The sequence below is a fragment of the Blastococcus sp. KM273129 genome, from assembly GCF_021698995.1.
Taxonomy (GTDB): domain Bacteria; phylum Actinomycetota; class Actinomycetes; order Mycobacteriales; family Geodermatophilaceae; genus Blastococcus.
The window spans coordinates 1-14,668 of sequence record NZ_SSXB01000090.1; the positions used below are offsets into that span (position 1 = coordinate 1).

Annotated in this window: 10 protein-coding genes and 1 pseudogene; 6 read left to right on the plus strand and 5 right to left on the minus strand. The window is 75.3% G+C overall.

Annotated elements, in window-relative coordinates:
* The 6 genes and pseudogenes from E9565_RS19030 to betT form a co-directional block, all read left to right on the plus strand.
* A pseudogene (locus E9565_RS19030) lies at positions 1-1,074 on the plus strand (TrwC relaxase); the annotation flags it as partial.
* 566 nt (positions 1,075-1,640) lie between these two features.
* Entirely contained in the window at positions 1,641-2,207 is a 567-nt protein-coding gene (locus E9565_RS19035; protein WP_236828279.1) for a dienelactone hydrolase family protein, read from the plus strand.
* Between the two features lie 267 nt (positions 2,208-2,474).
* Positions 2,475-2,696: a hypothetical protein gene (locus E9565_RS19040; protein WP_236828278.1), complete on the plus strand. Its 222-nt coding sequence runs from the start codon at positions 2,475-2,477 to the stop codon at positions 2,694-2,696.
* A complete protein-coding gene (locus tag E9565_RS19045) occupies positions 2,686-3,555 on the plus strand; it encodes a hypothetical protein (RefSeq protein ID WP_236828277.1) in 870 nt (289 codons plus the stop codon). Before E9565_RS19040 ends, E9565_RS19045 begins: the two co-directional genes overlap by 11 nt.
* A 315-nt stretch (positions 3,556-3,870) precedes the next feature.
* Positions 3,871-6,543 (plus strand): bifunctional diguanylate cyclase/phosphodiesterase, encoded by a 2,673-nt coding sequence (locus tag E9565_RS23390; protein ID WP_236836466.1) that lies wholly within the window; start codon positions 3,871-3,873, stop codon positions 6,541-6,543.
* Between the two features lie 119 nt (positions 6,544-6,662).
* Positions 6,663-8,648, plus strand: a complete 1,986-nt coding sequence (gene betT, locus E9565_RS19055; RefSeq protein WP_236828275.1) for a choline BCCT transporter BetT — start codon at positions 6,663-6,665, stop codon at positions 8,646-8,648.
* A 10-nt stretch (positions 8,649-8,658) separates the two neighbouring features.
* On the opposite strand, the gene phaZ is transcribed toward betT, so the two are convergent.
* The 5 genes from phaZ to E9565_RS19080 all read right to left on the minus strand — a co-directional run.
* Positions 8,659-9,483 carry a poly(3-hydroxyalkanoate) depolymerase gene (gene phaZ / locus E9565_RS19060; RefSeq protein WP_236828274.1) on the minus strand — a complete coding sequence of 275 codons (825 nt, stop codon included), beginning with the start codon at positions 9,481-9,483 and terminating at the stop codon, positions 8,659-8,661.
* Positions 9,467-11,227, minus strand: a complete 1,761-nt coding sequence (locus E9565_RS19065) for an alpha/beta hydrolase (RefSeq protein ID WP_236836468.1) — start codon at positions 11,225-11,227, stop codon at positions 9,467-9,469. The genes phaZ and E9565_RS19065 overlap by 17 nt, the downstream gene beginning before the upstream one ends.
* 115 nt (positions 11,228-11,342) lie before the next feature.
* Positions 11,343-12,437 carry a YbhN family protein gene (locus E9565_RS19070; protein WP_236836470.1) on the minus strand — a complete coding sequence of 365 codons (1,095 nt, stop codon included), beginning with the start codon at positions 12,435-12,437 and terminating at the stop codon, positions 11,343-11,345.
* Entirely contained in the window at positions 12,434-13,021 is a 588-nt protein-coding gene (locus E9565_RS19075; RefSeq protein WP_236828271.1) for a hypothetical protein, read from the minus strand. The genes E9565_RS19070 and E9565_RS19075 overlap by 4 nt, the downstream gene beginning before the upstream one ends.
* The coding region (locus tag E9565_RS19080; RefSeq protein ID WP_236836472.1) for a phosphatase PAP2 family protein at positions 13,018-14,668 on the minus strand (1,651 nt) is incomplete at its 5' end. The genes E9565_RS19080 and E9565_RS19075, both read right to left, overlap by 4 nt.

Sequence of the window (14,668 nt, forward strand, 5' to 3'; positions counted from 1 at the left end):
GCCGAGGCACGGGAGCAGTGGCTCGCGGTCTTCGCCCGCGACCGCGCCGACCTCGGCCCCGCACACGCCGCCCGGCTGGCCGCCGCCGAAGCCACCCGCTACGCCACGCCCCGACCGCTGGAACAGTCGCTCGCCGACCTGCACTCTGCGTGGACGGCCGAGCAACGCTGCCTGGATCGGCTCGCCTCCGACCTGCCGCGCCGGGACGCGCTACGCGAGATCGTCGCGCTCAAGTCGGCCCACGCCGACCGGACCGCCGCGCTCACCGAGGCCTATCGGCAGACAGGGATCGACGCCCGACACGCCACGGCGCGGGCCGACGCCAGCGGCGCGGCCGTCACCGCCGAGACCGACCGGATCCGCGACACGCTGCTCGCCAGCTGGGACACCGGGCGGGACGCCGCCCGCGACGCCGCGCGGGTCGTGCTCGACGGTCCCGGCCGGCTCCGGCTTCGGCTGGCGGCGGTGAACCGGGCCGGCGAGCAGCTGGTGGACTGGGCGGACGCCTGGCGGCCCTACCTGCCGGCCATGCCCACCGACCCGCGGCAGATCGCGCGCCTGGCTGACCGGTCCGACGACCAACCGCGGCTGTGGACCGCCTTCGACTCCTACGCCCGCCACCACGCCGAACACGCCCACCCGGAGCACGCTCAGTTGCGCGCGACCGCAGCCACCGCCCAGGAGGCCCACCGGCACGCCGGGGCCGCGGTGGCCGACGCCCGCCGCCAGCACGAGAACCGGCTCGCCCGCTTCGGACCGCTCGCCCGGACCTTCGACCCGGCGGAGCGACTGTCCGACACCGAACACCAGATCGCCGCTGCTCGCCAGCAGCTCACCGATGTACGCGCGCGCATCGCACGACTGACCTCCGAGCCGGCGCTCCGCGCCCAGCCGCCCGACCGCCTCGCCGGAGAGCGGGACACCTTGCGTGCACGCCAGGACGCCGACCCGAACCCACACCGATCGGCCGCCCCGCTGCCGACCGCCTCCGAGCCGGGTGTCCGCCTCCCGCGGCCCGAGGACCTCGCGGCACTCACCCGGCACACCGCCGCAGGGCGAGGCATATCGCGCTGAGCGGGCGGCGCCCGCCGGAGCCTTCGACGACGGGGCGCTGAGCACCGTTCCGGTTAGTGCCGCCGCCCGTCGTCCAGGTCGGGGGTGGGTGCCCCCCAGCTACGGCGCTCGCCATCACCCGGATGGTTCACCATGGCGTGCGGGTCAGTGGGGACGCTTCACCGGACGGTCTCCCGCCCACACCGCGCCCACAAGACGCCCACAGAAGGGCCGTTCGCGACCAACATCGGCCGATCGCAGCAAACGGTATTTCCGCTGGTCATGGCCCAGTTCCGCGTAGAATGCGCTGATCAGAAAAGTGTCTTTTGGGAACTTTTAATCCGCGGGTTGTGGGTTCGAGCCCCACGGGGCCCACCTCCTCCTCGTGTTGTCCCGCCTGATGCTCGACCGCGGGGCTCCGGGTTTGGCCGCGACAGTGCTGCGGTTGCTGGTCGACAGCTGTCTCGGTCGGTCCTCGACGCTCTCTCGATGAGGGAGTCGAGCGTGGCTGAGCACCATCACGCCGGCGCCCGGGAACAGCGCACCGAGGAGGCTCCCGCCGGCCCGGTCGCGGCTAACGTCCGCCCATGGCCGAGATGGTGCTGTTCCACCACGCGCAGGGGCTGACCCCCGGCGTCCGCGCGTTCGCCGACGACCTGCGCGCCGACGGGCACGTCGTCCACACACCGGACCTGTACGAGGGGCGCACCTTCGCCACCCTCGACGAGGGCGTCGCGCACGCCCAGGAGGTCGGTCTCGGCGCCGTGCTCGCGCGCGGCCGCGCGGCCGTGGAGGGGCTGCCGGAACGGCTGGTCTACGCGGGGTTCTCCCTCGGCGTCCTGCCGGCCCAGCTGCTCGCGCAGACCCGCCCGCGTGCCGCCGGCGCGGTGCTGCTGCACGCCGCCGTCCCGCTCGGGGAGTTCGCCGGCGAGTGGCCCGCCGGGGTGCCGGTGCAGTTCCACGTCATGGACGCCGATGAGCAGGGGGACGTCGACGTCGCACGCGAGCTCGCCGCGGCCGTCGACGGCGCCGCGCTGTTCCTCTACCCGGGGGAGCGGCACCTGTTCACCGACCGGGGCCTCGCCGACCACGACGCTGCGGCCGCGGCCCAGGTGCTGGACCGGGTGCGGGCCCTCCTCGCCGCCGTGGGCTGACCCGCGACACGCCGGCGCGCCGGAACCGCCACCGGGGTGACCGACCCCCGTCCGCGCCCGCGCCACGCTCGGGGGCCGGCGCTTTGTCGACAGGTCGCCGGCGCGGAGGAGGGGTCACCGCACGCCCCGGGGGCCGTGCGCAACGAATGGGAAACGGGCCAGGTCAGCAGCAGGTCCGAGGGGCCGTCGCGGGGCCTCGCCGTCCCTAGCCTTCGGGACGTCCGCGGTGCTTCCCAGCCGCGGAGAACCACCCGCGAGGAGCCCCCTGTGCACGCCACCGCATCACCGGTCCGCAAGCCGTCCGCCCACGCCCCGGAGGGCGCCGACGAAGGCCTGGCCCTGCTGAGCGAGCTGATGGTGGACGAGCCGGCCGCCGCCCCGCCGGCGCCCCGTCCGCCCCATCCCGGCTGGACCGCCCGGGTGCAGGAGTGGACCCACCGCGCGTCGGCCTGGGGCGAGGGGCCGCAGGGGGCCTGGCGTGCCTGGTGAGCTGCTGACGGTCCTCGCGCCGCTGCTCGGCTGCGGCGCGCTGATCGCCGTCGTGGTGGTGCTGGGCGCGAGTTCCACCGCCCGCTACGAGTTCGAGCGCAACGCCGTGCAGGCGCAGCAGCGGGCGGCGGTCGGCGCCCCGCAGGCGGCCGGGCCGGCCCACGCCCCCGGCGACGTCACGGTTCCCGAGACCGTCCGCGCCCAGGGGGCCGCGGCGGAGCGGACGGCCGTCGGCCTCGCCACCCACCCCGCCGGGCCGCGCCGCCCCGCCGGCCCCTCGACCACCGGCTGGTGGCTCGTCGCGGAGCACGACGGCGAGGTCGTGGCCGGTCCCTTCGCCGATGCGATCGACGCCGGGTGGGCGCGGCTCTCGGCGGGCCTGGAGGAGACCACGCGGGTGGTGCACGGCGGCCGGCGCCCCGACGGCGGCGTGGCGCGCCGGCAGGCACCGGCCGAGCGCGAGTGGCTGGCCGACCTCGGTGACCAGCTCGACCGGCTCCCCGAGGACTGGGACCCGTTCATGGTGGACGACGAGGACGTGCTGACCACGCTCGCCGTCGACGTCACCTCCGCGCTGCTCGAGGCCGGGCTGCCGCTGCACGACTGCGAGGGCCGGGAGCCGGCCGGGCACGCCGCGGGCGGCGTCTGCCTGACCCCGCACCCGGACGGCGCGGGCGTCCTCGTCACGTGGCGCCAGCACGACCGGATGAGCGTGCACCAGGCGCGCGGCGGTGCGCTGGAGGCCGCCGTGCAGCGGACGATGACCGCCGCCGTGGCCACGGTGCTGGGCCAGATGGGCTTCGGCGTCGTCGAGTTCGGCTCGCCCGGCTGCCACCTGGTCACCGCAGCCGCCCGCTGACGGCGGGCGCCGGGGCGGCTCAGCAGCGATGCGCGGCCTCCGGGGCCGGGGGCACGACCAGCACGGGCCGCCGGCGCAGCCGGGCCGGGAGGCGCCGGCCGCCCGACGGGAGGGGCACGGCGTGGGCGGAGCGGGCGGGCAGGTCGATCACTGGCTCTCCTCGGGGCTTGCGGTGCACCGCGACCCTCCCCGGTGGGTCTGACGAATTCCCGCGCCCGAGCTGTGCAGCACCTGGCATTCCCGACCCGTGACGCGTCTCACCTGCACGGGTGGGGACCGTCTCAAGCCTTCCGCACCACGGTCGATAGGAGCAGCGTGCGCAGAACCCCGGACGAGGGCCGCCGGCAGCGGCGCGGTGGACCGCTGTGGCGGTACCTGGCCGCGCTCGTGCTGCTGCCGCTGGTCGGCGTCGTCGTCCTCACCGTGGCGGCGGCCCAGGCCCGGGCGGCCGAGGTCGCCGGCGCCGAGCGCGCCGAGGTCGCCGTCCGCGCGCTCGCCCTGCTCGACGCCGCACGCAGCGGCGTGGAGCAGGAGATGATCCCCGCCCTCACCCTGTCGATCGTCGACGACCCGGTCGCCGCAGCAGCCCTCGGGCTGCCCACGTTCTTCCTGCGCGCCCAGGAGCAGGCCGCCCTCGACGAGGCGGCGCGGGCGCGGACCTCCACCGATGCGGCCCTGGAGCGCCTCACCGGCAACCCGGTCGCTGCGGAGGCGGCCGCGCATGCGGCAGAGGACGTGACGAAGCTGCGCCGGGCCTACGAGGGGAGGCGGCTGGGCATCGAGGAGCTGCACCTGCGCTTCCTCGCCGTCTCCAACGACCTGATGGCCGCCCAGGCGGCCGCCGCCGTCGCGGCGACCTCCGAGGGCGTCCCCGTCGCCACGATGCGTGCCGTCAGCGACGTCCGGACCGTGGCGCAGCTGGCGCAGGCGACGGCCCGGCAGATGCCGCTGTTCCTCGGCTCCCTCCTCGTCGACGACCAGGAGCAGCTGATCGGCTCCCGGACCGCCTGGGAGACCGCCTGGATGGACTACCGGGACGCCCAGCGCCGGATGGACACCCTCTCCGGGGAGCCCCTGCGCGAGGCCTGGCAGGAGGTGCGCGCCTCCGACGTCGTCGCCGACCTGGACGGTCTGTTCGCCCGAGGTCTCGCCGGCGAGGTCCGCAACCTCGCGCTCCCCGACCTCGTCGTCGCGCTGCTCCAGAGCCAGGAACGCGGCACCCTCCTCGCCGGGCTGGTGGGGACGGCGGTCGAGGAGGCCCGCTCGCTCGTCGAGGCCGACCGCGCACGCGCCGAGGACCGGCTCCAGGCCGTCCTCGTGATGGGTGCCGGCCTGCTCGCCGGCTCGGTGCTGGGCGCCGTCCTGCTCGGCCGCAGCGTCACCCGGGCGCTCCGGCTGCTGGCCGCGCAGGCGACCGAGATCAGCCAGGGGTCGCTGGTCGAGGTGGAGGCCGACGGCCCGCGGGAGGTCCGGACGGTCTCGGCCGCCCTCGGCTCGGCCGTGGCGGGGCTGCGCCGCATCCAGGACCAGGCGCAGGCCGTGGCGCGCGGCGACCTCGACGACGCGCTCCTCGACGAGCCCCTGCCCGGCCCGCTCGGCGAGGTCGTGCACGCCTCGGTGCGGGCGATCGTCACCTCCGTCCGCCAGCGCGAGGAGCTGCAGTTCGCCCTAGCGCACCGGGCCACCCACGACCCGCTGACCGAGCTGCCCAACCGCGCGCAGGCGGTCACGCTGGTGACCTCCGCCCTGCACCGCGGTCGGCGGTCCGGGGAGATGACCGGGCTGCTCTACATCGACCTCGACGGCTTCAAGGCGGTCAACGACGCCCACGGCCACGCCGCCGGCGACGAGGTGCTGCGCGCGGTGGCGGCCCGGCTGCGCGCCGCCGTCCGCCCGGGCGACGTCGTCTGCCGCCTCGGTGGCGACGAGTTCGTCGTCCTCGTGGAGCCCGTGCACGCCGAGCACGACCTCCTGGACCTGGCCGAGCGGCTGATCGCGTCGGTCAGCCGGCCGGTCGCCGTCGGGACGGCGACGGCCACCATCGGCGCCAGCATCGGGGTGGCGGTCAGCCGCGACGGCGGCACCGACGCCGACGTGCTGTTCGCCGAGGCCGACACCGCCGCCTGCCGGGCCAAGGCCCACGGCCGGGGCCGGGCGGAGATCTTCGACGAGACGCTGCGGCTGCAGCTCGCCGAGCAGGCCGAGCTCGAGGCCGCGATCGCCCACGGCCTGGCCGGCGGCGAGATGCACCTGGTCTACCAGCCGGTCGTGGACGTCGCCTCCGACCGGCTGACCGGGTACGAGGCGCTCGTGCGCTGGGACCGGCCGGGCGTGGGCGCGGTCCCGCCCGACCGGTTCGTCCCGGTCGCCGAGCGCTCCGGCCTCATCCGGGACATCGACCGCTTCGTGCTCGGCGAGGCCACCCGGCAGCTGGCCCAGTGGCGGGCCGCCACCCCGGTGGCCCCGGGCCGGCCCGAGCCGACCGTCGCGGTCAACGTCTCCGGCCGGCATCTCGCCGACCGGCGGATCGTCGCGGACGTGGCCGAGGCGCTCGAGGCCTCGGGCCTGCCGGCGCGGCTGCTGGTCCTCGAGGTCACCGAGACCGTGCTCGTGGACGACCCGGCCGCCTACGACCACCTCACCGAGCTGCGGGGGATGGGCGTCGGCATCGCCATCGACGACTTCGGCACCGGCTACACCTCGATCGGGCAGCTGCGCAGCATGCCCGTCGACACCCTCAAGATCGACCGCAGCTTCGTGGCGTCGGCCGAGCCGGCGCACCTGGAGCTCGTGGCCCTGATGATCCGCGCGGCGCACACGTTCGGGCTGACCGTCGTCGCGGAGGGGGTCGAGGAGCAGGCGCAGCTGGCCCGGCTCCGGGCCGAGGCCTGCGACCGGGCGCAGGGCTACCTGCTCTCCCGGCCGCTCCCCGCGGTCGAGGCCGGGGCGCTGCTGCGCCGCGATGCCCTGGCGGCACCCGCCGGCTGACCGGTCGCGCCCGGCGCAACCTCTGCCGGGACCGGCGAGGTGTGCCACCATCCGCCGGTGACCGGCTCACCCCTCCCCACGGCCTCCCGCCCCGCGCCCACCGGGCGGGGTGAGCGGGCGTGAGCGACCTGGACGCCCGGCCCGCCGAGGCGGGGAACGGGCTGAAGCGCCGGGTCTTCTACGGTTCGGTCGCCGGTGTCCTCGCCATCGCGCTCTGGGCGACGGCGAGCCCGGCCTCGGCCGCCGAGACCATCGGGTCGCTCGTCGGCTGGACCTCCGAGTGGTTCGGCTGGTTCTACATCGCCTTCGCGACCGCGGTGCTCGTCTTCGTGCTGGTCATCGCCTTCTCCCGGTACGGGAAGGTGAAGCTCGGCCCCGAGCACTCCACACCGCGGTTCAGCACGTTCGCCTGGGCGTCGATGCTCTTCGCCGCGGGCATCGGCACCGACCTGATGTTCTTCGCCGTCGCCGAGCCCGTCACCCAGTTCCTGGCGCCGCCGGTGGGGGAGGGTGGGACCCCGGAGGCCGCCGCCGAGGCGACCGTCTGGACGCTGTTCCACTACGGCATCAACGGGTGGGGCATGTACGCCCTGATGGGCATGGCCCTGGCCTACTTCGCCTACCGCATGAACATGCCGCTGGCGATCCGCTCGGTGCTCTACCCGATCTTCGGCAAGCGGGTGCACGGCACGCTGGGCGACGCCGTCGACATCGCGGCGGTCCTCGGCACGATCTTCGGCGTCGCCACCTCGCTGGGCATCGGCGTCGTCCAGCTGAACTACGGGCTGTCGGTGCTGTTCGGCATCCCCGAGGGCCGCGCCGCCCAGCTGGGGCTGATCGCCCTGGCCGTGGGCGTGGCGACGGTGTCGGCGGTCAGCGGCGTCGACCGCGGGATCAAGCGGCTCTCCCAGCTCAACGTCGTCCTCGCGCTCGGCCTGGCCGGTTTCGTGCTGGTCACCGGCAACACCGCGTTCCTGCTCAACGGGCTGGTCCAGAACGTCGGCGACTTCGTCAGCAGCTTCCCCGGCCTGACGACGGAGACCTTCGCCTACGACCGGCCCGACGAGTGGCTGAGCGCCTGGACGCTGTTCTTCTGGGCCTGGTGGATCGCCTGGGCGTCCTTCGTCGGGCTCTTCCTGGCCCGCATCTCGCGCGGGCGGACCATCCGCCAGTTCGTGGCCGGGACGCTGCTGCTGCCGTTCAGCTACATCCTCATGTGGGTGTCGATCTTCGGGAACAGCGCGATCGACCGGATCCGGCAGGGCGACGCGGCGTTCGGCGAGACCACGGTGAACCTCCCGGAGCGCGGCTTCTACACGCTGCTGGCCGACTACCCGGCCTTCCCGTTCATCGCCTCGATCGCGACCTTCGTCGGCCTGCTGTTCTACGTGACGTCCGCCGACTCCGGCGCCCTGGTGATGGCCAACCTCTCCTCGCGCCTCCGCCGCCCCCAGGACGACGCCGCCCCGGGCGTGCGCGTCGTCTGGGCGGTCGCCACCGGCGTCCTCACGGCCGCGATGCTGCTGGTCGGCGGCGTGCCGGCGCTGCAGAACGCGACCGTCATCATGGGCCTGCCGTTCGGCTTCGTGATGGTGCTGGTGATGGTCGGGCTCTACCGTGCCCTGCGCAGCGAGGCCGACCGCGCCGCGCACCGGCACCGCATCGCGCCGTCCGGCCGGCCGGCCGCCCGGCGCCGGGCCCGGCTGCGCCGCCGCCGCACCCCGGGTCCCACGGGACGCGAGCGGGTCGACCAGTACCTGCACGAGACGGCTCGGCCGGCGCTGGCGGAGGCGGCGGCCGAGCTGCGTGCTCGGGACGTCACCTCGGACACGCGGTGGGTGGTCGACGACTCGGGGACGCCCTGCGTCGAGCTGACCGCGGGGGTCGGCGACGGGTCGCCGTTCCGCTACCGCGTCCGGCCGGGCCGGGCTCCCCACTGGGGCGGTGGCGCCCGGCCGTCCTCGGACCCGGCGTCCTCGCAGCTGGCCGTCCACGTCGACGGCGCGGCGAGCTACGACGTCATGAACTTCACGCACGCCCAGCTGATCGACGACGTCATGGACCGCTTCGAGGAGCACGTCGCCGGCGGGGTCGCCCGCGGCTGAGCGGGGCGGCTCAGCGGTCGAGGAAGGACTCGACCACGGGGGCCAGCTCGTCGGCCTCGGTGACCAGCGCGATGTGCCCCCCGGGGTACACGTGCAGCTGTGCCCGGGGGATCAGCCGGGCCATCAGCCGTGCGTTCACCACCGGGATGATCGGGTCGTCGTCCCCGGCGACGACGAGGGTGGGCTGCCGGATGAGCCGCAGGAACGGCAGGCTGCTCCAGCCGGTGCTCGAGGCCAGCTGGTAGTAGTAGCCGCGCTGCGGGCCGACCCGCGTGTGGCTGTGCAGCGCCGCCGCGGCCCGCTCGGGGTCGGTGCGCACCGAGCCGCCGTAGATCCGCCCGGCGACCCGGCGGGCGTACTCCGGGTCGCGGTGCCGCCGGGGGGTGAGCATGTGCGCCAGCACCCGCGGGCTGGCCGGCACCATGAGGGAGCCGGTCGCGGTCGCGGCCAGCACCAACCGCCGGCAGCGGCGCCGGTGCTGCACCGCGAAGTGCTGGGCCAGCCCGCCACCCCAGGACAGGCCCAGGACGTCGACCGGGCGGCTGTGGCCCAGCCGGTCCAGCAGCCCCGCGACCACCGGGCTCAGCGTCGACAGCACGTAGGGGACGACGGGCGGCGGCGAGCCGCCGACGCCGGGGACGTCGAAGCGGATGACGGTGCGCCGCGGGTCCAGCGCGTCGACGAACGGCTGCAGCACCTCCAGGCTGGCGCCGATGCCGTTCATCAGCAGCAGCGGCGGCACCGCCTCGTCGGTGCCCGGCCGCACGGCGGTGCGCAGCGTCCGCCCGCCGATGGTCAGGCTGCGGACGACCTCCCGGCTACTTGTCGAAGACATACGTCCCCGGAGCATCGGCCAGCGGCTCGAGGCCGTCGCCACCCAGCTGCTGGGGCGCGGGGACCTCCTCGCCCGACCGCTCACCGAGCCAGGCCACGTAGTCCGGCCACCAGGAGCCCTTCACCGTCTCCGCGCGGCCGAGCCACTCCTGCGGGTCCGGCGGGGTGGAGGGCGCCACCTGGAACGTCGACCTCGGGTTGCCCGGCGGGTTGACCAGCGAGGCGATGTGGCCGCTGGTCGAGAGCACGAACCGGCTCTCCCCGCCGAGCAGCTGGGTGGTGCGGTAGCAGGCCTGCCACGGGCAGAGGTGGTCGGCGACGCCCGCGGTGACGTAGGAGTCGACGGTGACCGCCGAGAGGTCCACCGGCGTGCCGAGCATCGTGGCCCGGCCCGGCTCGGTCAGCGCGTTGCCCAGCGCCACCTCGATGAAGTCGCGGTGCAGCGCCGCGCTCATCCGCGTGGTGTCGGCGTTCCAGAAGAGGATGTCGAAGTTCGGCGGGGGCTTGCCCTGCAGGTAGTTGTTGACCCAGTAGTTCCAGATCAGGTCGTTCGGCCGCAGCCAGGCGAAGACCTCGGCCAGCTGCGCGCCGTCCAGGTACCCCTTCTTCCGCGAGCGCTCGATGGCGGCCCGCACGGCCTCGGGGTCCATGAGCGCGGACATCGTGCCGGCCCGCTCCCAGTCGAGGACGGTGACGGCGAAGCTGGCCGAGCGGACGCGGTCCTGGCGGCCGGTGGCGGCCAGGTGCGCCAGCACCATCGCGGTGATGATCCCGCCGGAGCAGAAGGCCTGCACGCTCGCCTGGTCCTGGCCGGTGATCCGCTCGACGGCGTCCAGCGCGTCCAGGACCGCCTGGCCGTAGGTGTCCAGGCCCCAGTCGGCGTGCCGCTCGTCGGGGTTGCGCCACACGATCATGAACACCTGCTGGCCGCCGGCCAGGTAGTGCTCCACGATGCTGCGGCCGGGGGCGAGGTCGGTGATGTAGTACTTGTTGATCGTCGGCGGTACGACCACCAGGGGCACCGACCGGACGGTCTCCGTCGTCGGCCGGTACTGGATGAGCTCGAAGACGTCGGTGCGGAACACCACCGCGCCCGGGGTGACGGCGAGGTCCTCACCCACGGTGAAGGCGTCGGGCTCGACCATGGAGGGCACCCGCGGCGGGCTCGCCAGGTCGTGGACCAGGCGCCGCACCCCCTCGACGGCGTTCTTCCCGCCGGTGTCGATGACCGCCTTGAGCGCCAGCGGGTTGAGCACCGGCACGTTGCTGGGGGCCAGGGCGTCGACCAGGTTGGTCGCGGTGAAGCGGATCCGCTCGTCGTCCTGCCAGTCCAGGTGGGCGTCCTCGATGAGCTCCCAGGCCACCCGCGCCGTCGCCAGGTGGGCCTGCATGGTGCGCCGGAGCAGCGGGTTCCCGCTCCAGGCCGGGTCGGCGAACCGCTTGTCCTTCTTGCCCGGCGCCACCTCGGAGCGGCCGATGACGACCTTGCCGAGCTCCCGGGCCAGCTCACCGCCGCGGCGGGCGAGCGTGTCGGGCCGGCGGGCCAGGGCGGCGCCGAACCGCAGCACCGTCCCGGCCGGCGGGATCAGCCGGCGCAGCGGCCCGGCGGCGGCGTCCACGAGCACCATGTCCAGGCCGGTGGCGGCCTCGGTGGCCGGCTCGGCGCTCCCGTCGGCCGGGGGGCCGTCGGGGACGGCGCGCGGCTTCGGCGCGTCGCGCCCCGGGTCGGTCGCGGGCTGGGCCATCGCGGTCTCCTCTCGACGCGCGGCCCCGGGGTGGGCGGCGCCATCCCCCGAGACGCTGGTGTGACCTGGAACACTCAACCACAGGACGCAGGCTGCGGCAGGGGCGCGCCGGACGTCACGCCGCCTCCGGGACCAGTGCCGTGCGGGGTGCGGCGTTCGGCGCCCGCCGCCACGAGCGGTTGTGCCGCCAGAACAGGTAGCAGCCCAGCCCCAGCGGGATGGGGAGGACGTAGCTCAGCGCCCGGAACAGCAGCACCGCGGCCGCCACCTGCGCCCGCGGTCCCCCGGCGGCGGCGAGGCCGGCGATCAGCGCCACCTCCACCACGCCCAGCCCGCCGGGGGTGAGCGGGACGGCGGTGAGCAGGCGCGCGAAGGAGAAGACGACGAGCGCCTCGGCCACGCCGACCTGGTCGGCGCCCACGCCGGTGAAGCGCAGCGCCAGCAGCAGCAGCAGGAACAGCGACAGGTGGCTGACCAGCGTGGCGAGGGTGATCCAGTGCCAGCGCGCCCGCAGCAGCAGCACGGTGCGGTCACGGAACTTCGTCGTCGCCCGGTCCCAGCCCTCCACCGGGCCGCGGCCGAACGGCCGGCGGAGCGCCGTCGCCACCCGTGCGGCGGCGCGGCCGAGCCGGGCCGCCCCGCCGGCGCTGCGGAGCACGACCCCGAGGAGGGCGACGGTCGCCGCGAGGGCGCCGAGCCCCAGGAGCCCGCCGACCACCCGCGCGGCCGAGGGTGGGGCCGAGAACGCCAGGAGGGCCAGGGCCAGAACCGGGAGGCCGAGCTTGGCGAAGTTGTTCCACAGCCCGGCGACCAGCAGCGCCACGGAGGTGCGGGAGCGGGAGAACCCCCACGAGGAGTTCATCGCGTAGGTGAGGCCGACGGCGACCGCCGCCCCGCCGACGACGGTGTTGGAGACGGCGGTCGCGGCCTCGGTGGCCACCGTGGCCTGCCGCAGGGTCAGGCCGGGGGTCGTGGCGACGACGACGAACTGGTAGGTCACCACGTTCCAGCCGGCCGCGAGCAGCAGGGTGGCGACCTCGACCCACGTCATGCCCGTGATCGCCGCCCACACCCCCGAGAGGCTGGTGAACTGGGGCAGGAACCAGGTGAAGACGGCGACGACGAGCCCGGCCGACAGCAGCGGCCCGAGGGCCCGGGCCCACCGCGGACGGCGGGCCCGGCCGCCCACCGGGGCCGCGGTGGCGCTCACCGGTCACCCGCCGGGGGGTCGAGCTCCAGCTCGCCGTCGGTCTGGTCGAGGACGGCCGCCCGCACCTGGTCGCGGGTCACCGCCCCGATGCCCTGCGTCGCCACGGCCAGCGGCTCGGACCGGTTCTCGCCCGACAACCGGAACAGCACGCGCAGGCACCCGCCGGGGAAGACGTAGTAGCGGGTGCCGACGTACCGCGGGCTGACCTGGTCGACCCGCTCCCAACGGCGCATCCCCTCCCGCTCGCTCGGGATCTCCGTGGCGCCGGTCGTGTCGCACGACGCGGTCAGCGCCACCTCGAGCGCGCGCAGCCCGTCGCGGTCGGAGTCCAGCCAGAAGCGCGCGGAGGACTCGGTCGCCTCCAGCCCGGCCAGGCCCCACCCGAGGGGCATCGCCTCCAGGCAGGGCACCCACGTCGCACCGGGCACCGACTGCGCCATGAGGACGACGCCGTTGGCGGGGAGCCCGGCGTCGCCCTCCTCGCACGCCAGCGTCTCCTCGCCCAGCACCACCGGCTGCCCGCAGCCGGCGAGCAGGCCGGCCGCGAGCAGCAGCGGCGCGGCCCGGCGCGCCCGCCCGGTCACAGCGGGGACCCGAGGAGACCCGCCGACACGTAGGCGGCGATCCCGGCGGCGGCGAGGGTGACGACGGTCAGCCCGGCCCGCCGCCAGGTCCAGCGTTGGATGCGCACCGGCGGCAGCCGGAACGGAAGCAGGGCGAGGAACTCCTCCTGCAGGTCCCGCCCCTGCTGGCGGATCATGCGCCGCAGCTGCGAGGGCATGGTCAGCCCGCGGGTGGCGGCGAACGCCTCGGCGATCTCCTCGTCGGAGAACTGCAGCCGCGCCCGCCGGTACACCCGCTCGGCGTCGGTGCGCAGCGCCAGGACCAGCATCATGTTGGCCAGGTCCACCGCCTGCCGCCACGGGCTCGGGCGCACCTCGGCGAACGCGGAGTCGATCAGGTGCAGCGTGCCGTCGCGGACCAGCAGGTTGGCCGGCTTGATGTCCCGGTGGGCCATGCCGATCTCCCACAGCCGGCGCACGATCGCCAGCCCCTGGTCGATGACCGCGTCGTCGACCTCGGCCTCGCCCGCCTCGCGTGCGCCGGAGATGAACTCCGTGACCAGCAGGTACTCCCGCTCCGGCGTGATCTCCACGATGCCCAGCGGCTGCGGGACCGGCAGCCCGCCGTCGCACAGCACCCGCAGCACGTAGTCCTCGTACTGGACGAGCCGCCGGACGCTGTGGAAGGGCTGCTCGTCCTCCAGCCGGCCGTACAGCAGCGTGCGGCCGAGCTTGTACCAGCGGTCGGAGCGCACGTGGGTGGCCGCGTAGAGCTTGCCGAAGACGTGGCTCTCCTCCTCCCCCTGCGGGTCGTGGGCCTTGACGGTGATCCGCAGCGGCGTGGAGCCACCCGAACCGGCCAGGCCGAACGGGGAGACGTCGGTGGCCACCAGCCCCAACTGGTCCTGCAGCGCCCGGACGATGGCCGCTCCCCGCTCACCGGAGACGTCCAGGTGGGCCGGCCGGGCCCGGGTGTAGCGCACCGGGTGCACGGCGTTGGGCGTCAGCAGCCGGAAGGCGGCCAGGGGTGTCGCCACCCCGAGGACCACGCCGGCCAGGACGCCGGTGGGGTGGTCCTGGGCCAGGTAGAGCCGGGAGGCGGCGGTGACGACCAGCAGCCCGCAGACCACCCACTTGCCGATCGTCCGCTTCCGGCCGGGCGGGACGAGGGAGTAGAGGGTGCTGACCAGCAGCGCGGCCAGCACCGTCACCGGGAGCGACGGCATCGCGAACCCGGACCAGTCGCCGAGCACCGCCACCTCGAACGGCCGGGGCCGCTGGAGGGTCACCGTCATCGCGGTGCCGACGTTGACCACGAGCAGGCCCACGCCCAGCCACACCAGCAGGTGCCGCCAGCGGCGGAAGGCGGCGAGCAGGACCAGGTCCGCCAGCCAGATGGCGTGCAGCGCCTTCGCGCCGGCCAGCACGCCCGCGACCTCGGCGACCGCGGTCAGCGCGGGCGTCCGGGTGCTCGCGATCGCCTGGAGGACCCGGGTGTCGGCGACGTCGACGTACCGGATGGTCCCGGTGACCACCACGGCGAGGCAGGCCAGCAGGACCAGCGCGCTGAGCCCCAGCCACCACCTGCCCGACGCCCGGAGCTGGCGGGGCAGCGGCGGCGGTTCGCCGGAGGGGCGGCGACGGCGGCGGACGCGGGCGATCGGGGGC